We start from the raw sequence: 21,333 nt of genomic DNA, 5'->3' as shown, positions 1-21,333 counted from the left end.
TCCGGCGTGACCGGCGCCCCGGGTGTATCGGACAGCGCCTCCGGTACGACCGCCGGTCCCGGCTTGTCCGACGGCGTTTCCGGCGCCGCCGACGGTTCCGGTGTGTCCGACAGCGTGGCCGGAATGACCGACGGCCCCGGCGTGACCGACACCGTCTCCGGCGTGACCGACGCCCCAGGGGGATCGGACAGCGCCTCCGGTACGACCGCCGGTCCCGGCTTGTCCGACGGCATCCTCGGTATGGCCGACACCCCGGGTGGCTCCGGCAAATGCGCCGGTGCCAGTGGTTTCGACGAGTCCGCCGAGGCCAGTGGCTCCGGCATCGCGGGGGGCCGCTGGGGCCGCGAAGCCCCGGGGGCCTGGGGTGCCTCGGGTATCCCGGGTGTTCCCATCGGCTGCCGGCCGCCGCAGGCTCTGCGGAGGGCCCGGCGGCCGATGAGTACCGGAAGTCTCCAGGGCCGCGACGCCCTGCGGGGCCCGGACGGCTCCGGCGTCTTGGGGGTCTCCCGGCTCTCCGACGGCTCCGGGGTGCCCGAGGCGTCACATGTCTCCGGCTCTGCCGGTATGTCCTGCATCCCCGACGCGCCCCGCCTGTGGCGGTGCCGGGGCGTCTCCAGTGTTCTTCGGACGGCGTGCATGAGCACCACTCTCGGGCGGCCGGGCCGTGCCCGCGATGTGCACTCTGCCACCTGGCGGAACCATCATCCCGGTCCAGGACGTTTCTGGGGGTACATACAAGATGGCCGGTTCGCCGTCCGGCGGCCGTGCCCGTGTGTGGGTGACTGATCACCGGGCCCGTCCCGTCCGTACTGAGGGGTCCGAGAGAAAGGCGGCTCCGTGGACCTGCTCGACCTGGTGCTTGTGCTGGTGATGCTCGGCTACGCGGTGTCCGGTTACCGGCGCGGTCTGGTGGCCGGCTGTGTCTCGCTGGCCGGGTTCGTCGGCGGTGCCGTCGTCGGCGTGTGGGTGCTGCCCTGGGTGACCGGCCTGGTGGAGCGTGGTACGACGCAGGCGACGGCGCTCGCGGTGGCGACGGTGCTGGTGCCCGCGGTGGTGGGCCACGAGCTGGCGGGCCGGCTGGCGCTGCGGCTGCGCGGGGAGCTGGACCGGGGCCCGCTGCGGGTGCTGGACGGGATAGGGGGCGCGGCGGCGAACTCGGTCGCGGTGCTGATCGTGGCCTGGGTGGCCGCGAGCGTGCTGGGCGCGGCCCCGTCACAGACGCTGAACACGGCGATCCGGAACTCGACGCTGCTGGGCGCGGTGCAGGACGCGATGCCGGACACCACGCCCGCGTGGTTCTCGCGGGCCACGTCGGCGCTGACCGAGGCGGGTTTCCCGCAGGTCTTCAACCCGTTCGAGAACGAGTCGACGGCCCGGGTGGCCCGCCCCTCCGGGGACAGCGTCACCCCGGCCGCGACGAGCGCCGCGAAGCTGAGCACGGTGAAGATCGAGGGCGTCTCGGGCAACGAGGGCCGGGAGGGCAGCGGCTTCGTCTTCTCCGCGCAGCATGTGATGACCAACGCGCACGTGGTGGCGGGCATCAACCACCCGAGCGTGCGGATCGGCGGCGTCGGGCGGTCGTACGTGGCCCGGGTGGTGCTCTTCGACCCCGACCGGGACGTGGCGGTGCTGTACGTGCCCGGGCTGCGCGCCCCGGTGCTGCACTTCGACTCCAGCGCGGCGCGCGGGGACTCTGCGGTGGTCGCGGGCTATCCGCAGGACGGCGGCCTGAACCTGCAGGCGGCGACGGTGGCGAGCCGGGTGCGGGCGATCGGGCAGAACATCTACAACGACAGCACGGTCACCCGGGACATCTACTCGATCCGGTCCACGGTCCGGCCGGGCAACTCCGGCGGCCCGCTGCTGACCACGGGCGGCAAGGTGTTCGGGGTGGTCTTCGCGCGCTCCACCTCGGACGCCGAGACGGGGTATGCGCTGACGGCGGACGAGGTGGCGGGCGACGCCCAGCGCGGGGCCACGGCGACGGTGCCGGTGGGCACGGGCCAGTTGGTCAGCTCCTGACGGTCACAGGCGCCGGCCCATGAACACGTCGTCGACATAGGCGCCGTCGAGGAGGAACTCCTCCGGCTGCACCCCCTCGACGACGAACCCCTCGGACTCGTACAGCGCGCGGGCCGGGGCGTTGTGCCCGAGCACGCGCAGGGTGAGGCGCCGTGCCCCGCGCTCGCGCGCCTCCTCGACGGCGGCCCGCAGCAGCATGCGCCCAAGGCCCCGCCCGCGCGCCGCCTCGGCGACGGCGAGGCCCTGGATCTGCAGGACGTGTGCGTTGGAGGCGAGCGGGGTCGGGCGGCCGATGCGGACATAGCCGACGATCCGCCCGTCGGTCTCGGCGACCAGGTAGTCCTCCGGGAGGTGGTGCTCGTCGAAGAACGGTCCCTGCGGCGGGGGCGACACGGCGTGCAGGGTGGACCAGGTGGACCGGTCGAGGAGGACCAGTTCCTCGTCGTCGGCGGGCACGGCGATGCGTATGTACGGCTCCGGCATGACGATCACCCTACGGCGGGCCGTCGGAGCACCTCACGGGGTTTTCGTGCGGGCATGCTGGGGCCATGGAGCGTATGCGAATCGCCGTGGCCGGCGCGTCCGGACTCATCGGCAGCGCCCTGGTGCGGTCCCTGACCGCGGACGGGCACGAGGTGGTACGACTGGTGCGACGGGGAGCCGAGGGTCCGGACGAGGTCTGCTGGGACCCCGAGGGCCAGTACGTCGACGCGCGCGGGCTGACCGGCTGCGCCGTGGTGGTGAACCTGGCCGGGGCCGGGATCGGCGACCGGCGCTGGACCGCGTCGTACAAGCGGCGGCTGCGGGACAGCCGGGTGCTGGGCACGGCCGCGCTGGCGGAGGCGGTGGCCGCGCTGCCCGAGCCGCCGCGGGTCTTCGTCAGCGGCAGCGCGATCGGCATCTACGGCGACACCGGCGACCGGGTGGTGGACGAGGAAGCGCCGCCGGGCGACGGTTTCCTGCCCTCGCTGTGCGTGGAGTGGGAGGAGGCGGCGGCGCCCGCGCAGGAGGCGGGCGTGCGGACGGTGTTCCCGCGCACGGGCCTGGTGGTGGCGCGGGGCGGCGGGGCCTGGGGGCGGCTGTTCCCGCTGTTCCGGGCGGGGCTCGGGGGGCGGCTGGGCGACGGGCGGCAGTACTGGTCGTACGTCGCGCTGCACGACGAGGTCGCCGCGATCCGGCACCTGATCGACCACGACGAGCTGTCCGGGCCGTTCAATGTGACCGCGCCCGAGCCGCTGACGAACCGTGAGATCACCGCGGCGATGGGGCGGGTGCTGCACCGGCCGACGCCGTTCGCGGTGCCGGCACCGGTCCTGCGGGCGGTGCTGGGCGAGCTGGCCGGGGATGTGCTGGGCAGCCAACGGGTGGTGCCGAGGCGGCTGTTGGAGTCGGGGTTCCGGTTCGCGTTCCCGGGGATCGACGAAGCCATCCGGGCGGCCTGACGCGCGCACGAGATCTCGTGCGGCCTCCTGCGACCTCCTGAGACCCGTTGCGACCGTATGCGACCTCTATGCGACCGTGCCCTGTTGATGCGCGACTGTTTGCGACCGATCACGGACCTAACCTCGTCCCGAACTCGGGTATCCCCGGAGCCAGTTGGGGGCATGACGTCTCCACCGGCCGCGCAACCCACAGGAGGGGCCTCGTGCTTGAGCCCGCGTACCAGGTGGACGTCGTCATCGTGGGAGCCGGAATCGCCGGACTCTCGGCGGCTCACCGGCTGACCAGCGCAGGAATCTCGACCGCAGTTCTCGAGGCCGCCCCTTACGCCGGCGGCCGCATGTCGACGGAGAAGGTCGACGGCTTCCGGCTCGACCGCATCGGACAGCTGCTGTCCACGTCCTACCCCGAACTCCGCACGACCCCCGGCCTGGACTCCCTGGTCCTGCGCACCTTCGCGCCGGGCGTCCTGCTGCACCGCGACGGACGCACCCAACGGGCGGGCGCACCGGCGACCGGAGGGAGCGCAAGGGGCGCACTCCACGTGGTGCGCGCCCTTGCAAGCGCCCCCAGGGGTCCGGCGGCCACCCCCGGCCGGGTGGGCGCGCCGGTGGGCGGCGCGGTCGACCAGGCCCGGCTCGGCGCCGCGCTGGGCCGGATCGCCGCCACCCCGGTCGAACGCATCCTGGCCCGGTCCGAGATGCCCGCCCGCCAGGCGCTCGCCCAGCGCGGGTTGCCGCCGCGCACGGTCGACGGCTTTCTGCGCCCGCTGCTCGCCGCCCTGCTGTGCGACCCGGAGCTGACCACCTCCAGCCGGTGCGCCGACCTCGCGCTGCGCGCCTTCGCGAGCGGCCGGCTGTGTGTGCCGGAGGGCGGCGCGGAGGTGCTGCCGGAGCTGCTGGCGCGCGCGCTGCCGCCCGGCACCGTGCACACCGGGGTGCGGGTCACCTCGGTGTCCACGACCTCGGTGGCCACCGCCGAGCACGGCGCGATCCGCTGCCGGGCGGTGCTGCTGGCGACGGACGCGCGGGCGGCGGCGGAGCTGCTGCCGGGCCTGAGGGTGCCCGACTTCCACCCGGTGACCGTGGTCCACCACACCACCGACGACCCGGCGCCCGCCTTCGCGACCGGCACCTCACTGCTGCTGGACGCCGACCGCGGCGGCCCGGTCGCCCACACGGCGGTGCTCAGCAACGTGGATCCGAGCCGGGCCCCGGTCGGCCGGGTGCTGATCTCCTCGACGGTGCTCGGTGCTCCGCCGGAAGGGATCGACACGGCCGTCCGCATCCACCTCTCCCGTCTCTACCGCACCTCGACGCGCCGCTGGGAGACGCTGGCGGTCCACCACACCCCGGAAGCGGTCCCGGCCATGCGCCCCCCGCACGACCTGCGCCGCCCCGTCCGCCTCCTGGCCGGCCTCTACGTCTGCGGCGACCACCGCGACACCAGCACGGTCCAGGGCGCCCTGCACTCGGCCCACAGGGCGACGGCAGCGATCCTGGCCGACCTGGGCGCGGCGGGTTCCCTGAATCGCGCAGAGCCGGCACCTACTCTGCCAAGGGCGGCGTAAGGCGCCCTGAAGGGGCGTGGGGAACTGCGCGAGCAACCGCGACGGCGCGCAAGGAAGCCCACAACCGCCACCCCCAACGGCGAGTCGCAACGGCCTACCCCAACGCCGCCACCTTCTCCCGATACCCCCGCACAGGTGCCGCATCGCGATAAGGCTCGAGCCGGCGCTCGAAGTCCCGCACGTACTCCACAGCGCGCGCGCTCCGCATCTCCGCAGCCTGCCCCGCCGCCTCGGCCGCCAGCGCGCACGCCTGGTCGAGTTCGCCGAGGCCGAGGCGGGCCGTGGCGAGGACGACACGGCAGAAGAGCCGGCTGCGGGCGAAGGAGGGCGCGCGGAGCTGCAGCGAGCGCTCGGCGTGCTGGGCGGACGCCCGGAACTGCTGCAGATCCCGGTGGCAGTGCCCGAACTCGTCGGCCAGCTGGGCCTCGTCGAAGAGCTTGGCCCAGTACGGCACCTCGTCCCCGGGCCGGGCCGCCTCCAGGGCGCGCTCGGCCCGCACCAGCGCCGCCGTGCACGCCCGCACCTCCCCGAGCACGCCGTGCGCCCTCGCCTCGGAGGCGTGCAGCAGCGCCTGCACGACCGGCGGGCCGCCCGTGCCCATGCCCTGCTGGGCGACCCGCGCCAGCTGTACGGCCTCCCTGCCGTGGCCGAGATAGACGGCCTGGCGGCTCATGGTGACCAGGACGTAGGAGCCGTACGCCCGGTCGCCGGCCGCCTGGGCGAGCCGCAGGGCCTGCACGAAGTAGCGCTGAGCGAGTCCGTGGGCGGCGATGTCGTACGAGGTCCAGCCCGCGAGCCGGGTGAGGTCGGCGGCGGCGGCGAACAGCTTGCGGCCGGTCTGCTCGTCGTAGGCGCCGCGAAGCATCGGCTCGCACTCGTGCTCCAGGTAGCGCACCAGGGCCTGCCGGGCGTGGCCGCCGCCGTACCGGTCGTCGAGGGCGCGGAACAGCTCGCCGACCGAGCGGAGCGCGCTGATGTCGCCGCCCGTGACCTTGTTCCCGGGGGCGCGCTCGGCGTGCCCGCGCGCCCGGGGCGGCATCGGCAGCACCGGCCGGACCTGGGGTTTGGCCGGGGCGGAGCGGCTCTGCGCGGGCACCCGGGGTGCCGGTTCGCGGGCCACCTTGTCGTCGGCCTTGCCGATCAGCCAGTCCCGGCTGGGCACCACGAGCCCCGCCGGCGTGAAGGCGATCTTGCGCAGCTCGGCGTGGCTGCCGGAGTCCTTGCGCCACAGCCCGCTGACGATGTCGACGGCCTCCTCCGGGGTGGCCGCGAACTCCAGCCCGGCGTACACCGGCGCACAGGCGTCCAGGCCGAGATCCTGGGCCGTGAGCCGGCGCCCGAGCCGGCGTGTGAAGACCTCGGCGATCAGGGCGGGGGTGGTACCCCTGGGCTGCTGTCCGCGCAGCCAGCGGGTGACCGAGGTCTTGTCGTATCTGAGGTCCAGCCCGTGCTCCAGGCCGAGCTGATCGACGCGACGGGCCAGACCCGCGTTGGAGAACCCCGCTTCTGCGATGAGCGCGGCGAGTTGGCGGTTGGGGGTGCGCTGCGCGGGTCGGTCCGTCATCTGCGGTGCGGTCTCCTGCCTTCCGGGCCCGACGATGTGCCCGGTTTGCCTTTGAGCAGCCCTTATGGCCTCACGAACGGCGTGAATGTAGCGGAGAGTGAGCAGGCGATCGCACATTACGCCTGGCATTCATCCGATCGTGTGAGAAACGCCCGCAGGGCTGACGTACGCCGGACGGACGTACAGTGGCGTGGGCGCTTTACGTGCCTGACACACCGGTCGCTGAGGGAGGCGCTTGCCGTGAGTGAGTTGCGGTTCGTCCGCATGGGGTTCGGTGCGGATGCCGTCGATTACCAGGAGGCCTGGGACGAGCAGCGCCGGGTGCACGCGGCCCGGTTCGCCGACGAGGTCCCGGACACCGTGATCCTCCTGGAGCATCCCCCGGTGTACACGGCGGGCCGCCGCACCGAGGACAGCGAGCGCCCGCTGGACGGCACCCCGGTCATCGACGTGGACCGCGGCGGCAAGATCACCTGGCACGGCCCCGGCCAGCTGGTGGGCTACCCGATCCAGAAGCTCCCGCGCCCGGTGGACGTGGTCGCGCACGTACGGCGCCTGGAGGAGGCGCTGATCCGCACCTGCGCCGAGTTCGGTCTGGAGACCACCCGGGTCGAGGGCCGCAGCGGGGTGTGGGTGCTGGGCGACCCGATCGAGCAGCGGCCCTCGCTCGGCGGGCTCTCCCTGGACTTCGACCCGCGGATCAGCGACCCGGAGTTCGACCCCCGCCTCAACGGCCCCGAGTACGCCCCCTCCAACGCGGGCCAGCGCCGCGAGGACCGCAAGATCGCCGCGATCGGCATCCGGGTCGCCAAGGGCGTCACGATGCATGGCTTCGCGCTCAACGTGAACCCCGACAACAAGTGGTTCGACCGGATCATCCCGTGCGGGATCCGGGACGCGGGGGTCGCCTCCCTCGCGGGCGAGCTGGGCCGGGACGTCACCATCGAGGAGGTCCTGCCGGTGGTCGAGAAGCACCTGAAGGACGTCCTGGAGAACGCGGACCTCAAGCCGCGGGTGATCGAGAAGGCGTCCGCCTGAGCCGTCGGCCGTCCGGGGGAATGCGCCCTGCGACCGCGAGGTTGATCTCGTCGGCAGGGCGCAATGAGCACGGGCGTAGGCTGGTGTACGCCGAAGAATCGAAGACTACGTAAGTCGAACAGCAGGGAGCCGACGTGTCCGCAGTCGCACCCGACGGACGCAAGATGCTGCGCCTGGAGGTCCGCAACAGCCAGACCCCCATCGAGCGCAAGCCCGAGTGGATCAAGACCCGGGCGAAAATGGGTCCCGAGTACACGAAGATGCAGAACCTCGTGAAGAGCGAGGGCCTGCACACGGTCTGCCAGGAAGCCGGCTGCCCGAACATCTACGAGTGCTGGGAGGACCGCGAGGCGACCTTCCTCATCGGCGGCGACCAGTGCACCCGGCGCTGCGACTTCTGCCAGATCGACACCGGCAAGCCCGAGGCCCTGGACCGCGACGAGCCCCGCCGCGTCGGCGAGTCCGTGGTCACGATGGACCTGAACTACGCCACCATCACCGGCGTCGCCCGCGACGACCTGGAGGACGGCGGCGCCTGGCTGTACGCCGAGACCGTGCGCCAGATCCACCGGCAGACGGCGGACCGGGAGGGCGGCCGTACGAAGGTCGAGCTGCTCGCTCCCGACTTCAACGCGGTCCCCGAGCAGCTCGCCGAGGTCTTCTCCGCCCGCCCCGAGGTCTTCGCGCACAACGTCGAGACGGTTCCCCGGATCTTCAAGCGGATCCGCCCCGGCTTCCGCTACGAGCGCTCCCTGAAGGTCATCACCGAGGCCCGCGACTACGGCCTGGTGACCAAGTCCAACCTGATCCTCGGCATGGGCGAGACCCGCGAGGAGGTCAGCGAGGCGCTGAAGCAGCTGCACGACGCGGGCTGCGAGCTGGTCACCATCACCCAGTACCTGCGCCCCTCCGTCCGGCACCACCCCGTCGAGCGCTGGGTGAAGCCGCAGGAGTTCGTGGAGCTGAAGGAGGAGGCCGAGCAGATCGGCTTCTCCGGTGTGATGTCGGGTCCGCTGGTGCGGTCCTCCTACCGGGCCGGGCGGCTGTACCAGATGGCCATCGAGAAGCGTGGCTCGTTCGTCGCCACCCAGGCGGTCTGAGCCCGGCGGATGAGCCGAGCGTGTGAATTCGCGCACAAGTAGCTACTGGCCAGTAATGGCCGAGTCGACGCGGTCCTGACCGTCCTCGCTGATGAGGGCGCCCGTCAGGGCCGCGTCAGCGTTTCAGTGCCCTGTATCAAGGCTTCATTGGTGTTTGACCGGTCGGACACGCCCTGGTAACACCAATCAGTGACTCTGGTATCACCGCTCGTACACCATCGATCCGAGGGGGGACCTCGATCATGCAGGCCGCGCCCGTACGCGCCACCGCCATCCCGTCCTTCACCGACGCCCTCCGCGCCGTCGAGTCCCTGCTCATGAGCGGCGGTCAGCGCACCGCCCGGCGCAACGCGTGGACCTCCGTGCTGGAGGACCGCCGGCGCGCCAAGGACCGGGTGGAGGCGCAGCGCTTCCTGGAGCAGGCCGCCGGCCGCTCCTGACCCCTCCCCCGTGCCTTCCTCCCGGGCACTGCCGTCGTCCGCACTCCCGGGGCCACGTAGACTTCGTGGCATGGCGAGGAAGGACACCGCGGCGGACGCCGCGAACGCAGGACGACTGAAGCAGATCGTTCTCACATACAAGATGACCCGCAAGGTCGACACGAAGATCGGCCTTGTACTCGGGGCCGTCGGCATCGGCACCCTCGCCGTCTTCCTTGTGATCGGCTTCTTGCTCGGCCACCCCGTTTATCTGGGCATCTTCGGCCTGCTGGTCGCACTGCTGGCGACGGCGATCGTGTTCGGCCGCCGGGCCGAGCGCGCCGCCTTCGGCCAGATGGAGGGCCAGCCGGGCGCCGCGGCGGCCGTGCTGGACAACATCGGCCGGGGCTGGACGACGACTCCGGCGGTGGCGATGAACCGCAGCCAGGACGTGGTGCACCGGGCGGTGGGCAAGGCCGGCATCGTGCTGGTCGCCGAGGGCAACCCGAACCGGGTGAAGAGCCTGCTGGCCGCCGAGAAGAAGAAGATGAACCGGATCGTCGCGGACGTGCCGGTGCACGATCTGATCGTCGGCAACGGCGAGGGCCAGGTCGAGCTGAAGAAGCTGCGCACGACCATGCTGAAGCTCCCGCGCGTGCTCACCGGCCCCCAGGTGACGGCCACCAACGACCGGCTGCGGGCCCTGGGCGACCTGATGAGCAACATGCCGCTGCCGAAGGGCCCGATGCCCAAGGGCATGCGGATGCCGAAGGGCCGCTGAGGCTCCTCAGTTCAGGGAGCGGAACTCCCGCTCGCAGTAGACCATCGGCGAACCCTCGCCCAGCCGTACTCCCGTTACCCGGCCGATCAGGATCGTGTGATCCCCGGCCGGGTAACGCGCGTATGCGGCACAGTCCAGCTGTACGGGCGCCTGCCGCACCGCGGGCAGCCCGGAGGGGTTCGGCTGCAGCAGGGCGTCGGAGAACTTGTCCGCGCCCTTGGTGGCGAACAGCAGGGCCAGCGGCTGGTGCTCCGGGGCCAGCACGCTCACCGCGAAGTGCTCGCACCGTGCGAAGACCGCCGCCGAGTCGGCCGCGTCCGCGAGACACACCAGGACCAGGGGTGGCTCCAAGGAGACGGAACAGAAGGAGCTCGCCGTGAAGCCGCGCGGGGTGCCGTCCTCGCAGCGGGCGGTCACCACCACCACGCCCGATGGAAAGCGCGCCATGGCGTCCCGGAACTTCTCCGGCGTCACCTCGGCCGCCATCACATCCTGAGCATCGGTCATACCGCGACGATGCCGCCGACGGTGTGACCGGGCAACCGGATGGGGGGCATCCGGACGATCGCCGGTGCGGGTCCGCGCCTCAGGGGCGTGGGGGAGCTGCGCGATCAGCCGCAGCGCGCCCGCGGCCGAGAACGGTCAGATCCGGACCTCGACGGTCTTCGCCAGCCGGTCGTGGAGCCCGCGCCCGTCCCGGTCCCAGATCAGTGCCGGGATGGCAAGGCACAGCAGGATCGTGCGGAACAGGGACCGCAGCGGGTTGACCGTGCCGGTCTCCAGAGCCAGCACCCGGATGCCGAAGAGCCGCTTGCCCGGGGTGAAGCCGATCGTGCCCACGGTCAGCACGCTCATGACGAAGAAGACGCCGAGCGCCCAGTTGCTCGTCGCAGGCACCCGGTAGCCGTTCGTGATCAGGCCGTATGCGATCAGAACGCTCAGCCCCCAGTCCACGGCCAGCGCGCCGAGCCGCCGTCCCGGGCGTGCGATGGAGTTCGGCCCCTCCTCGGGGAGACCCAGCTGCTCGCCCCGGTAGCCGAAGTCCGCACCGGCCTCTTCCATGGCCGCGCGGGGCCCGGAGAGCCACGATCCGAGTGCTTGCCTGTTGTCCACCCGTCAACGGTACTGGGCCCGAAATGACCGGGGTACGCCGGGGTGTCCCGGAGCTAGTGTGGACAGGTGGCCGGTTAACTTCTGCGAAACAAACGGGTCACGCCCGAGAAATCACCCGTCCCTAGGGTCGAGGCCAGCGTGTGCCACCGCACTGGCCGCACGAACGATCTACCACCCCGGCGAGGACGGTCGGGAGTAGGAGGAGCTGGATGTTCCAGAACGCCGACGAGGCCAAGAAGTTCATCGCGGACGAGGACGTCAAGTTCATCGACGTCCGCTTCTGCGACCTGCCGGGCGTCATGCAGCACTTCACGGTGCCCGTTGAGGCGTTCGACCCGGACGAGGAGCTCGCCTTCGACGGATCGTCGATCCGTGGTTTCCAGGCCATCCACGAGTCCGACATGGCCCTGCGCGCTGACCTGTCCACGTCCCGTGTGGACCCGTTCCGCCGCGACAAGACCCTCAACATCAACTTCTTCATCCACGACCCGATCACGGGTGAGCAGTACTCCCGTGACCCGCGCAACGTGGCGAAGAAGGCCGAGGCCTACCTGGCGTCGACCGGTATCGCGGACACCGCGTACTTTGGTCCCGAGGCCGAGTTCTACGTCTTCGACAGCGTGCGTTTCGCCACCTCGGCGAACGAGAGCTTCTACCACATCGACTCCGAGGCGGGCGCCTGGAACACCGGCGCCCTCGAGGACAACCGTGGTTACAAGGTCCGCTACAAGGGCGGCTACTTCCCGGTCCCGCCGGTCGACCACTTCGCCGACCTGCGCGCCGAGATCTCCCTGGAGCTGGAGCGGTCCGGCCTGAAGGTCGAGCGCCAGCACCACGAGGTGGGCACCGCCGGCCAGGCGGAGATCAACTACAAGTTCAACACGCTGCTCGCCGCCGCCGACGACCTCCAGCTCTTCAAGTACATCGTGAAGAACGTGGCCTGGCGCAACGGCAAGACCGCGACCTTCATGCCGAAGCCGATCTTCGGTGACAACGGCTCGGGCATGCACGTGCACCAGTCGCTGTGGAGCAACGGCGACCCGCTGTTCTACGACGAGGCCGGTTACGCGGGCCTGTCGGACACCGCCCGCTACTACATCGGCGGCATCCTCAGGCACGCCCCGTCGCTGCTGGCCTTCACCAACCCGACGGTGAACTCGTACCACCGTCTGGTGCCGGGCTTCGAGGCGCCGATCAACCTGGTGTACTCGCAGCGCAACCGCTCCGCGGCCATGCGTATCCCGATCACCGGCTCCAACCCGAAGGCCAAGCGCGTCGAGTTCCGCGCCCCGGACTCCTCCGGCAACCCGTACCTGGCCTTCTCCGCCCTGCTGCTGGCGGGTCTGGACGGCATCAAGAACAAGATCGAGCCGGCCGAGCCGATCGACAAGGACCTCTACGAGCTGGCTCCCGAGGAGCACGCGAACGTGGCCCAGGTCCCGACCTCCCTGCCGGCCGTCCTCGACTCGCTCGAGGCCGACCACGAGTTCCTCCTCCAGGGCGACGTGTTCACCCCGGACCTGATCGAGACCTGGATCGACTTCAAGCGCACCAACGAGATCGCGCCGCTGCAGCTGCGTCCGCACCCGCACGAGTTCGAGCTCTACTTCGACGTGTGATATCGCCCCAGGTGAGAGCGGGTAACCGCGCCCCTGGGCCGTCTGTGGGCCGTCGGCCGGTTCTTCTTCTCGGGAGAGCCGGCCGACGGCTTTTGCCGGGAAGGGCGACCCCACTCACGCTGCGTCCTGTTGTCGCTGCTCCCCTGACATTGCGACCCGGCCTAGGCGTGCGGCCCCGCGGAACGCAGTGCCAGCTCGTTGAACCCGGTGCCGGTGTCCATGACGGCGACCTGGTCCTCCACCACGGGCAACCGCGCGGTGAGGGCGGGATCGACCTGGCCGGTCTGGGCGAGTACGGCCGCCTGATCCCAGTAGATGTGCTCGCTGTCGATGGCGCCGTCACAGAAGCCCACGATCGCCACGAGGGGGATCCGTACCTCTCGGCCGGTCGGGCCCACGCCCGGGAGGATCCAGGGGACCTCCATGTCGTGAGTGAAGGACACGACCAACTCGTCGACGATCCGTTCGTCCCCGACTGTGCGGGAAACCGACCGCAGAGCGAAGTCGGCGGGGTTGCGACCGATGAACCAGCGGGCGTAGAAGTCGGACACCTCGCGTCGTCCGACAGCGCCCATGGCGGTTGGCACATGGAGCACGGTCGGACGGTCGGTCATCGTGCTCAGGGTGGCCTGCAGGTCCAGGTGCACGAACTCACCATCCGTGTGTGCCGCCCAACAGCGCTCCATGGCCGCGTGGTCAACCATGAGGATCTCCTCGCGACGGGCCTCCAGTATCCGGACCACCGTGTCCGCCCGCTACCGCAGCCCATGAGCCGCCGAGAGCCAAGCCGCGACATGACAGACGGTCCCCGCGGGCTGGACAGGCCCCTCGGCTCAGCCGGGGGGCCTTCCCCGTGCTCAGCCGGTGTCCCGCAGACGATCCAGGACCTGGGAACTTTTTCCCGCTTCCCGGACTTCCTACTTCCGGGGGATCATCCCTCCTGGCCCTGCCGGACGAGAGAGGTTGAACGGGGATGACGGAACAGGACGACTGGGAGCGGGAGTTCGATCATCGCTGGGCGAATTCCGCCGAGCACAAGGAGCCCTCGGCCCGGGCCCGGATGCTGGCCGCACGCTGGAAGGAGAACCCGCCGAATCCGGCGCCCTTCCGCGCCGACCCGGATCCGGTGCCGCGCCGGGCGTCATGGGCGTCGACGGCCATGGTCTTCGGCTGTGTGGTCGCGGTCATGGTGCTGATCGGGCTGCTGCAGTTCGGCTCGTCGTAACCAGGACGGGCCGTACCCGGCGCACGGTGACCGGGGACGCTCAGCGACGGCCGGCCGACTCACAGGTACGTTTTGCTGCTCCTAGGGACGTTCGGGACCTGTTCATGGGAGTCCGCTGGTGCACACTGGACAGCGGGACGAGTGCCTGACTGCGGGGTGATGCAAGATGCAGAGCCGCTTCCGGAGCGACCGACGGCTGACCGTGCGCATGGGTCTGACGATGTTCCTGCTCGGTCTGTTGTATGTGGGCTTCGTGGCCGTGCTGATCGCGCTGCTGAAGTCCTGGGTGCTGGTCGTCGTGCTGGTCGGGGCGATGTTCGTGGCACAGTTCTGGTTCTCCGACCGGATCGCCATGTTCGCGATGCACGGCCGGGTCGTGGAGCGCGAGGAGTATCCCGAGCTGCACGCGGTGATCGACCGGCTGTGCGCGATCGCGGACATGCCCAAACCGGTGGTCGCGGTGTCCAACATGGACATGCCCAACGCGTTCGCGACCGGCCGTAACCCCGACCACGCCGTGATCTGCGTGACCACGGGGCTGCTACGGCGGCTGGAGCCGGCCGAGCTGGAGGGCGTGCTGGCGCACGAGCTGTCGCACGTGGCGCACAAGGACGTCGCCGTGATCACGGTCGCGTCCTTCCTCGGGGTGCTGGCGGGCCTGATCGTGCGGTTCGCCTTCTACTCGCAGCTCTTCGGCGGGGGCCGCCGGGACCAGAACACAGCCGTCGTGTTCGCCGCGATCATGGGCGTCTCCGCGGCGGTGTACGCGATCAGCTTCCTGCTGATCCGGGCGCTGTCGCGGTACCGCGAGCTGGCCGCCGACCGGGCGGCGGCGCATCTCACCGGCCGTCCGTCGGCCCTTGCCTCGGCGCTCACCAAGGTCACCGGGGACATCGCCCGGATCCCGACCAAGGACCTGCGCACCGCCCAGGCCTTCAACGCCTTCTACTTCACCCCGGCGACCGGGAAGGAGCCGGGCATCGAGCGGTTCTTCTCCACGCACCCCACCCTGGAGCAGCGGCTGGAGCAGCTCGGCCGGATCTCGGCGGAGCTGGGCGAGGCCACCGCTCCCGGGAAGGCGGGCTGAGCATTGGGGCTGCTGGACATCCTGCTGGGCCGTACGAAACCGGTCGCGCCCGATCTCGACCAGCTCTTCGCGCTGCCCTCGGCGGCCGTGACCCTGCAGGCCGCGGTCGGCTTCACACCGACCGGGACCGGCGCGGTGTGCTTCGCCACGGTGGAGGGCGCGGCCTTCGAGCAGACCCACCGGGAAGTGCAGGCGCTGCTGGACGCGGACGCCGACCGCTCCGGTCCGCCGGTGGAGCTGCGCCGGGACGACTACGGCTACTCCTGGCTGGTGTCCGCGCGCAGCCCCGAGCAGCTGCCGGAGCTGGTCAACGATCTGCACGCGGTGAACAGCGCGATGGAGGTCAACGGCTTTGGCCCGCAGCTGCTGTGCTCGCTGGCCGCCTTCACGGACGACGGCGGCCGCAAGCTGGCGCTGGTCTACCTGTACAAGCGGGGCACGTTCTACCCGTTCGCCCCGCTGCCCGGTACCGCCGAGCGGCGGGACAGCGCGCTGGAGCTCCAGGTGAAGGCGACGCTCGCGAGCGATCTGCGGATCGAGCAGGACCTGAGCCGCTGGTTCCCGGTGTGGGGCGCCCCCGGCCTGTGACCGGGGGGCCGCCCTACGCCCTTCACCTGTTCTTCTCACGCTCCTGCCGGCGGACCTCGAAGGGCCGTTCCCGGCGGTAGCGGCGCTCCCACTTCGCCAGCCGGTCCCGGCGGTCGCGGTAGGCGCGGTAGCTCTCCGGCGTGGTCGGGGTGCCCGCGCCGGCGGGTGGTGGCGTGCCGGGGGAACCACGTCCGTGCGTCGCGTACAGGTACAGCAGCGCGACGGCGGCGAGCCACCACAGATGGTTTCCGATTCCGAGGATCACCAGGACGACGGTCCCGGACGCGACGATGCCACGCATGACGGACCTCCGTGGGGGTGAGTGTGGCGGGGGTGGAGTGTGTCGGCTTCGTGCCGTTTGTTCAGAGTAGGGAGGCGGCGACGGGGACCGCATCCCGTTTTCCGCCCGGCGCGGCCCGCCGTGAGTGAATGACCTCGTGAACGAACTCTCCGATTTCACTTACGACTTCGACGGCGAACGACTCAGCGGCCTGACGGCCGGTCCGCCCGGCCGGGCCACGGCGGTGCTGCTGCACGGGGCGGGCAACGGCAGCAAACAGCGCCTCCTGCCGCTGCTCACGGAGTTCACCGAGCGCGGTTGCCACGCCCTGGCGTTCGACTTCTCGGGCCACGGCGACAGCACGGGTGCCCTCGCGGAACTGAGCCTGCGCCGCCGGTTCGAGCAGGCGGTGGCGGTGATCGACGCGCAGGTGCCGGCGGACGCCCCACTGGTGCTGGTCGGCTTCAGCATGAGCGGCCAGACGGTCGCCGATCTCGTACGGCACTACGGCCCACGGGTGGCGGCCGTCGGCCTGGGCGCGCCGGCGGTCTACGCGCCCGAGGCCTGGGAGGTGCCGTTCGGGAACGGCCAGGGCCGCTTCAGCGAGATCATCCGCACGCCGGACGGCTGGCGGAGTTCACGGGCACTGGAAGCGTTCCGGGCGTACGAGGGCCGGGCGGTGCTGGCGGTTCCGGGCAGCGACGCGGTCATCCCGCCGGCCGTGACCGAGGCCGTACAGGACGCGTTGTCCGCCCGGGCCCGGTACTCCCGCTTCGAACTCCCGGACGCCGAGCACCGGTTGGGGCTCTGGTTCCAGGACCACGCGGAGGACCGGCGGAGGTTCGTGACCCGCCTGCTGGCGGAGTCGGCCGAGCGCGAGCCGGTCGAGGCCGTGTCGGCCTGAGAGCGCGCCGGGTGCCCCGCCGAAGGGAGGGGCACCCGGCGCCGGTGCGGGCGGTCAGCGGCTGTAGCGCATGAACGCGCGCACCATGTGGCAGGTCGTGTCGGACGGCGGACGCATGCCGATCTCCTCCGCGGTGCTGCGGATCGTGTCGTCGCGGGCCTGGGCCGGGAGGTAGATGCCCGAGTCGAGCAGGGCTATCGCCAGGCGCATGGCCTTCAGCCGGCGGTTGTGGGTGACGTACCACTCGCGCGGCCGCCCGGCCGGCAGCGGTCGCTTCACCACGGGCTCGTAGGGCGAGTCGAACAGCACGGGATGCTTGGCGGTGGACTGGGTGGGCAACGGCTTCGGCTTCAGGGCGGCAGCGGGCACGGGCATCCTCCTGTCGTGGTCAGGGCAGCCTCCGGGGTTCCGGCGACTGTCTCGAACACTGCTTCCAGTCTACCGGCCGCCACTGACAGTCGGAGGTCCGCGACGGCGACCGAATGACCAGGTGAGGCCGGGGATTTGGGGTGCGTGACAGGCGGTCGAGAAGGGGCTGCCGGGACGCCGGAAATTCGAACATGCCGGGGCCGGGTACCGTGTGCGGCATGGAAATCTGGATCAACCCGGCCTGCTCCAAGTGCCGCAGCGCCATCAGCCTGCTCGACGCCGAGGGAGCCGAGTACACCGTCCGCCGCTATCTGGAGGACGTGCCGAGCGAGGACGAGATCAGGGCCGTACTGGAGCGGCTGGGGCTCGAACCGTGGGACATCACCCGCACCCAGGAGGCCGAGGCCAAGGAGCTGGGGCTCAAGGAGTGGGCGCGGGACGCCGACACCCGGAGCCGGTGGATCACCGCGCTCGCCGAGCATCCCAAGCTCATCCAGCGGCCGATCATCACCGCCGACGACGGAACGGCCCTGGTCGCCCGCTCCGAGGACGCGGTACGGGAAGCCCTGTCCCACAACAAGGACTGAGCTCGCCCAACTCCTCTGTGACGCAGCCCACTTCACCGACTCCCGCAACCGCTGAGTAACCCCGTTCGGTATCTCGTACATAGCGGCGTACGCTCCCCTACCTCTTCAGGAGGCGCGCATGTCGCGCAGGAGAACTCTCGGTACGAAGAAGAAGATCGCGCTGCTCGTCAGTGCCGCGGCAGTGGCGGGCGGCGGGGCCTTCGCGCTGGCCACGACGTCCAACGCCGCCCAGCCCGCGCAGGGCGCGAAGACCCTGTCCGCCGGGAACTCGACGGTGTGCCAGGGACTGGCCACGGCCCACGGCAACAACGACCGGTTCATCGCGGACCAGAAGGCCCATCCGGACGCGCAGTCGGCAGCCCGGATCGCCAACCGTGAGGCGGTCATCAAGCAGATCGAGGTCCAGCAGAAAGCGGCCGGTTGCACGGTTGGGGAGTCGGCTCAGGGCTCCCAGACCGGACAGCAGGCGCAGAGCGGCCAGCAGGGCGCCGGACAGCAGGCGGGGCAGCAGGGTGCCGGTCAGCAGGCCGGACAGCAGGGTGCCGGACAGCAGAGCGCGCAGCCCTCGCAGTCCGCCGCCGCGGGGAACAGCGGTGGTGGCGCCGCCGCGGCCTCCGGTCAGCAGGTCTGCAACGGCTCCACGGTCACGCTCTCCGGTGAGGCCGGCGCACCGGCCGCGTCCAGCAACCAGTTCCCGGCGGGTACGACCCTGAAGGTGACCAACCTGGACAACAACAAGTCCACGACGGTGAAGGTGACCTCGGTCTCCGGCAGTTGCGTGCTGCTCAACAACGCGGCCTTCGAACAGGTCAGGGAACCCGGCAAGTTCCTCATCCGCCACGCCCGGATCGAGAAGGTGGGGTGAGGCTCAGGGACCGGACAGGAAATCGGTGAGGCGGCCGGCCAGGGCGGCGGGTGCCGCCTGCGGCAGCGCGTGGTGCGAGACGCCCGGCAGGACGGCCGTCTCCACGTGCGGCAGCAGCGCGGCCGCCCTGGCTGCCACCTGGCGAGCCTCATGGGTCCTGCTGTTCGCCGCCACGAGCAGCAGGGTCCGCGCCTCCAGCGCCCGCAGCGCGTCCGGCGCCGGGCGCGGGCCGGTCACCGGCTTCGCGGCCGGGAAACCGGCGGCCGCCTCCTGCAGGGCGAGCCAGTCCTGGTCCAGGGGCTCCCCCACTCTCGGCTTCGCTCGAGCGGGAGGGGCCCCCATCCCGGTCTCCCACTCCAGGAAGGCGCGGACCCGGCGGGGCGCGGGCCGCAGCAGCATCGGCAGGGCGCGCAGCAGATACGCCGCCTTGAACCCGGCGAAGCACTGGGTCGGGTCCAGGAGGAACAGGCGGCGTGTCCGCGCAGGGGCGCGCAGGGCGTAGTGCAGGGCGATCCAGCCGCCGTACGAGTGACCGCCCAGGTCGGCGGAGGCGGCACCCAGGCCGTCCAGGACCGCGTCCAGCCAGAGCGTCAGGTCGGCGACCGTACGGGGGTGGCGGTCGCCGGCCGGGACGCTCAGGCCCGGGGCGCCGATCACATCGACCGCGTGCACCCGGCGAATCCGAGCCAGCTGCGCGACCTGGGCGTACCAGGAGACGGAGGTGGCCCCACCACCGCCCGGGAGCAGGAGCAGCGGGGGCGCCTCGCGGGGACCGCAGGAGTTGACGCGGGTGTCACCGAAGGGCGTGGCGACCGTCAGCGCCTCCCGCTCGGCGGGCCATTTCGTCAGGACCTTGTCGTACGCAACCCGGAAGGCCGCGCTGTCGTATCCGGTGCCTCCGGCCACGGAACCGCACCCCCTATTATCTCGTTCAGCAAGATACTCGCCGAGCGAGATGATAGTCGGGGAGGCCCCGCGTGCGATCCGAGCTGGAGACCGTCCATCTGCTGCGTGCCGTCGCCGTCGAACTCGGTCTGCACAGCGGCCGGTTCGCGCAGCAGTACGGCATGCACCCCACGGATGTACGCGCCCTGATCGCGCTCATGGACGCGCGGCGCGCGGGCGAGGAGCTGACCGCCGGGCGGCTCGGGGCCGCGCTCGGGCTCAACTCGGCGGGTACCACGGCGCTGCTGGACCGGCTGGAGCGGGCTGGCCGGGTACGGCGGGCGCGCGGGCGGAGCGATCGGCGGAAGGTCGTCGTGGAGGTGACGGACAGTGCCGTGGAACTCGGCTGGACGTACTTCGGGCCGCTGATCGAGCGCTCGCTGGAGCTGCTGCGCGGCTACGACGACCATCAGCGGGCCGCGATCCGGGACTTCCTCGACGGGGTGCGGCAGGCCGCGGCGGAGGACGCCCATACCCCGCCCACCGGCACCTCACAACGTGAGTCGGGACACAGAACGAGCAGGTAACGCGGGGTTCACACAAGAGCAATGGACGGGAAATCGCCTGTTGACAAGCTGCCCGGCAGATCGAGCGGCGCCCCAGTGCCGCAGCGCCGCAGCACCGGCGACGACGAGTGCGCCCGACCCACCGCTTAAGGATGTGGCCCCGTGACCTTCAAGGCTGAGTACATCTGGATCGACGGCACCGCGCCGACGGCCAAGCTCCGTTCCAAGACGAAGATCATCACGGGTACCCCTGCCGGTCTCGACGCGCTGCCGATCTGGGGCTTCGACGGCTCCTCCACCAACCAGGCCGAGGGCCACGCCTCGGACTGCGTGCTCAAGCCGGTCTTCACCTGCCCGGACCCGATCCGCGGCGGCGACGACATCCTGGTGCTGTGCGAGGTCTTCGACACGGACATGAAGCCGCACCCGTCCAACACCCGGGCCGCGCTGGCCGAGGTCGCCGGGAAGTTCGCCGCGCAGGAGCCGGTCTTCGGCATCGAGCAGGAGTACACCTTCTTCGACGGCTCCCGCCCGCTGGGCTTCCCCGAGGGCGGCTTCCCGGCCCCGCAGGGCGGCTACTACTGCGGTGTCGGCGCCGACGAGATCTTCGGCCGCGAGATCGTCGAGGCCCACCTGGAGAACTGCCTGAAGGCCGGCCTCGGCATCTCCGGCATCAACGCCGAGGTCATGCCGGGCCAGTGGGAGTTCCAGGTCGGCCCACTCGCCCCGCTGGAGGTCTCCGACCAGCTGTGGGTGGCCCGCTGGCTGCTGTACCGCACCGCCGAGGACTTCGGCATCTCCGCCACCCTGGACCCGAAGCCGGTCAAGGGCGACTGGAACGGCGCGGGCGCGCACACCAACTTCTCCACCAAGGCCATGCGTGAGGGCTACGACGCGATCATCACCGCGTGCGAGTCGCTCGGCGAGGGCTCCAAGCCGCTGGACCACGTCAAGAACTACGGCGCCGGCATCGACGAGCGCCTGACGGGTCTGCACGAGACCGCCCCGTGGGACAAGTTCTCCTACGGCGTCTCCAACCGTGGTGCCTCGGTGCGCATCCCGTGGCAGGTCGAGAAGGACGGCAAGGGCTACATCGAGGACCGCCGCCCGAACGCCAACGTCGACCCGTACGTGGTGACCCGCCTGCTGGTGGACACCTGCTGCTCCGCGCTGGAGAAGGCCGGCCAGGTCTGATCCGTCCGGTTTCCCGCAGGGGGGCGCCCGCGTCTGCTTCAATGGGCCCATGGCCAGCTTCCAGAAGTACACCGCGACGGGTCGCCATGACCTCGAGCCCTTCTGGCCTTCCCGTCA

Annotated in this window: 24 protein-coding genes and 1 pseudogene; 16 read left to right on the top strand and 9 right to left on the bottom strand. The window is 71.1% G+C overall.

Annotated elements, in window-relative coordinates:
• Positions 1 to 233 (bottom strand): annotated as a pseudogene (locus ACWCQS_RS09770) (hypothetical protein); the annotation flags it as partial.
• A gap of 604 nt (positions 234 to 837) precedes the next feature.
• Here ACWCQS_RS09770 and ACWCQS_RS09765 point away from each other — a divergent pair.
• Positions 838 to 2,022, top strand: a complete 1,185-nt coding sequence (locus ACWCQS_RS09765; protein ID WP_451003953.1) for a MarP family serine protease — start codon at positions 838 to 840, stop codon at positions 2,020 to 2,022.
• A 3-nt stretch (positions 2,023 to 2,025) separates the two neighbouring features.
• Here ACWCQS_RS09765 and ACWCQS_RS09760 read toward each other — a convergent pair whose 3' ends face one another.
• On the bottom strand, positions 2,026 to 2,505 hold the full coding sequence (locus tag ACWCQS_RS09760) for an N-acetyltransferase family protein (RefSeq protein WP_451003952.1): 480 nt from the start codon (positions 2,503 to 2,505) through the stop codon (positions 2,026 to 2,028).
• Between the two features lie 65 nt (positions 2,506 to 2,570).
• Between ACWCQS_RS09760 and ACWCQS_RS09755 the strand changes: the two genes are divergently transcribed.
• Complete coding sequence (locus ACWCQS_RS09755) at positions 2,571 to 3,464, top strand: TIGR01777 family oxidoreductase (protein ID WP_451003951.1); 894 nt, start codon at positions 2,571 to 2,573, stop codon at positions 3,462 to 3,464.
• 203 nt (positions 3,465 to 3,667) lie between these two features.
• Positions 3,668 to 5,032 carry an NAD(P)/FAD-dependent oxidoreductase gene (locus tag ACWCQS_RS09750; RefSeq protein WP_451003950.1) on the top strand — a complete coding sequence of 455 codons (1,365 nt, stop codon included), beginning with the start codon at positions 3,668 to 3,670 and terminating at the stop codon, positions 5,030 to 5,032.
• Positions 5,033 to 5,126: 94 nt separating this feature from the next.
• Here the strand turns inward: ACWCQS_RS09750 and ACWCQS_RS09745 are convergent, their stop codons facing one another.
• Entirely contained in the window at positions 5,127 to 6,596 is a 1,470-nt protein-coding gene (locus ACWCQS_RS09745) for a regulator (RefSeq protein ID WP_451003949.1), read from the bottom strand.
• A gap of 240 nt (positions 6,597 to 6,836) precedes the next feature.
• Between ACWCQS_RS09745 and lipB the strand changes: the two genes are divergently transcribed.
• From lipB to ACWCQS_RS09725, 4 genes are all read left to right on the top strand, one after another.
• Positions 6,837 to 7,634 (top strand): lipoyl(octanoyl) transferase LipB, encoded by a 798-nt coding sequence (gene lipB / locus ACWCQS_RS09740; RefSeq protein WP_451003948.1) that lies wholly within the window; start codon positions 6,837 to 6,839, stop codon positions 7,632 to 7,634.
• Between the two features lie 134 nt (positions 7,635 to 7,768).
• Positions 7,769 to 8,734 carry a lipoyl synthase gene (lipA, locus tag ACWCQS_RS09735; RefSeq protein ID WP_451003947.1) on the top strand — a complete coding sequence of 322 codons (966 nt, stop codon included), beginning with the start codon at positions 7,769 to 7,771 and terminating at the stop codon, positions 8,732 to 8,734.
• 242 nt (positions 8,735 to 8,976) lie between these two features.
• On the top strand, positions 8,977 to 9,174 hold the full coding sequence (locus ACWCQS_RS09730) for an SCO2195 family GlnR-regulated protein (protein WP_208901281.1): 198 nt from the start codon (positions 8,977 to 8,979) through the stop codon (positions 9,172 to 9,174).
• Between the two features lie 70 nt (positions 9,175 to 9,244).
• Positions 9,245 to 9,934, top strand: coding sequence for a DUF4191 domain-containing protein (locus ACWCQS_RS09725; RefSeq protein WP_451003946.1), 690 nt, complete (start codon positions 9,245 to 9,247; stop codon positions 9,932 to 9,934).
• A gap of 6 nt (positions 9,935 to 9,940) precedes the next feature.
• On the opposite strand, the gene ACWCQS_RS09720 is transcribed toward ACWCQS_RS09725, so the two are convergent.
• Both ACWCQS_RS09720 and ACWCQS_RS09715 read right to left on the bottom strand, forming a co-directional pair.
• Positions 9,941 to 10,441: a flavin reductase family protein gene (locus tag ACWCQS_RS09720; protein WP_388621633.1), complete on the bottom strand. Its 501-nt coding sequence runs from the start codon at positions 10,439 to 10,441 to the stop codon at positions 9,941 to 9,943.
• Between the two features lie 135 nt (positions 10,442 to 10,576).
• Entirely contained in the window at positions 10,577 to 11,047 is a 471-nt protein-coding gene (locus ACWCQS_RS09715; RefSeq protein WP_450980770.1) for an RDD family protein, read from the bottom strand.
• Between the two features lie 209 nt (positions 11,048 to 11,256).
• On the opposite strand from ACWCQS_RS09715, the gene glnA reads away from it, so the two are divergent.
• Complete coding sequence (glnA, locus tag ACWCQS_RS09710; RefSeq protein WP_451003945.1) at positions 11,257 to 12,666, top strand: type I glutamate--ammonia ligase; 1,410 nt, start codon at positions 11,257 to 11,259, stop codon at positions 12,664 to 12,666.
• Between the two features lie 161 nt (positions 12,667 to 12,827).
• Here glnA and ACWCQS_RS09705 read toward each other — a convergent pair whose 3' ends face one another.
• Positions 12,828 to 13,370: a nuclear transport factor 2 family protein gene (locus ACWCQS_RS09705; protein ID WP_451003944.1), complete on the bottom strand. Its 543-nt coding sequence runs from the start codon at positions 13,368 to 13,370 to the stop codon at positions 12,828 to 12,830.
• A 269-nt stretch (positions 13,371 to 13,639) separates the two neighbouring features.
• On the opposite strand from ACWCQS_RS09705, the gene ACWCQS_RS09700 reads away from it, so the two are divergent.
• The 3 genes from ACWCQS_RS09700 to pspAB all read left to right on the top strand — a co-directional run bounded on the left by ACWCQS_RS09700 (position 13,640) and on the right by pspAB (position 15,566).
• Entirely contained in the window at positions 13,640 to 13,891 is a 252-nt protein-coding gene (locus tag ACWCQS_RS09700) for an SCO2583/SCO2584 N-terminal domain-containing protein (protein WP_451003943.1), read from the top strand.
• Positions 13,892 to 14,057: 166 nt separating this feature from the next.
• Positions 14,058 to 14,978: a zinc metalloprotease HtpX gene (gene htpX / locus ACWCQS_RS09695; protein ID WP_451003942.1), complete on the top strand. Its 921-nt coding sequence runs from the start codon at positions 14,058 to 14,060 to the stop codon at positions 14,976 to 14,978.
• 3 nt (positions 14,979 to 14,981) lie between these two features.
• A complete protein-coding gene (pspAB, locus tag ACWCQS_RS09690; RefSeq protein WP_451003941.1) occupies positions 14,982 to 15,566 on the top strand; it encodes a PspA-associated protein PspAB in 585 nt (194 codons plus the stop codon).
• A 22-nt stretch (positions 15,567 to 15,588) separates the two neighbouring features.
• Here pspAB and ACWCQS_RS09685 read toward each other — a convergent pair whose 3' ends face one another.
• A complete protein-coding gene (locus ACWCQS_RS09685; RefSeq protein ID WP_451003940.1) occupies positions 15,589 to 15,867 on the bottom strand; it encodes a hypothetical protein in 279 nt (92 codons plus the stop codon).
• A 136-nt stretch (positions 15,868 to 16,003) separates the two neighbouring features.
• Between ACWCQS_RS09685 and ACWCQS_RS09680 the strand changes: the two genes are divergently transcribed.
• Positions 16,004 to 16,750, top strand: coding sequence for an alpha/beta hydrolase (locus tag ACWCQS_RS09680; RefSeq protein WP_451003939.1), 747 nt, complete (start codon positions 16,004 to 16,006; stop codon positions 16,748 to 16,750).
• 54 nt (positions 16,751 to 16,804) lie between these two features.
• On the opposite strand, the gene ACWCQS_RS09675 is transcribed toward ACWCQS_RS09680, so the two are convergent.
• Positions 16,805 to 17,119 (bottom strand): hypothetical protein, encoded by a 315-nt coding sequence (locus ACWCQS_RS09675; protein ID WP_388621647.1) that lies wholly within the window; start codon positions 17,117 to 17,119, stop codon positions 16,805 to 16,807.
• Positions 17,120 to 17,337: 218 nt separating this feature from the next.
• Between ACWCQS_RS09675 and ACWCQS_RS09670 the strand changes: the two genes are divergently transcribed.
• A complete protein-coding gene (locus ACWCQS_RS09670) occupies positions 17,338 to 17,706 on the top strand; it encodes an arsenate reductase family protein (RefSeq protein ID WP_450980777.1) in 369 nt (122 codons plus the stop codon).
• A 118-nt stretch (positions 17,707 to 17,824) separates the two neighbouring features.
• Positions 17,825 to 18,571: a hypothetical protein gene (locus ACWCQS_RS09665; RefSeq protein WP_451003938.1), complete on the top strand. Its 747-nt coding sequence runs from the start codon at positions 17,825 to 17,827 to the stop codon at positions 18,569 to 18,571.
• 3 nt (positions 18,572 to 18,574) lie between these two features.
• Here the strand turns inward: ACWCQS_RS09665 and ACWCQS_RS09660 are convergent, their stop codons facing one another.
• A complete protein-coding gene (locus tag ACWCQS_RS09660; RefSeq protein ID WP_451003937.1) occupies positions 18,575 to 19,477 on the bottom strand; it encodes an alpha/beta fold hydrolase in 903 nt (300 codons plus the stop codon).
• Between the two features lie 71 nt (positions 19,478 to 19,548).
• On the opposite strand from ACWCQS_RS09660, the gene ACWCQS_RS09655 reads away from it, so the two are divergent.
• Complete coding sequence (locus tag ACWCQS_RS09655; protein WP_451003936.1) at positions 19,549 to 20,043, top strand: MarR family transcriptional regulator; 495 nt, start codon at positions 19,549 to 19,551, stop codon at positions 20,041 to 20,043.
• A 141-nt stretch (positions 20,044 to 20,184) separates the two neighbouring features.
• Positions 20,185 to 21,216 carry a glutamine synthetase gene (gene glnII / locus ACWCQS_RS09650; protein WP_451003935.1) on the top strand — a complete coding sequence of 344 codons (1,032 nt, stop codon included), beginning with the start codon at positions 20,185 to 20,187 and terminating at the stop codon, positions 21,214 to 21,216.
• Positions 21,217 to 21,333 lie beyond the last annotated feature (117 nt).

It is taken from the genome of Streptomyces sp. NPDC002076 (assembly GCF_053593835.1).
Note: the sequence above shows the minus strand (reverse complement) of the source record. Positions and strands in the feature narration are given on the sequence as shown.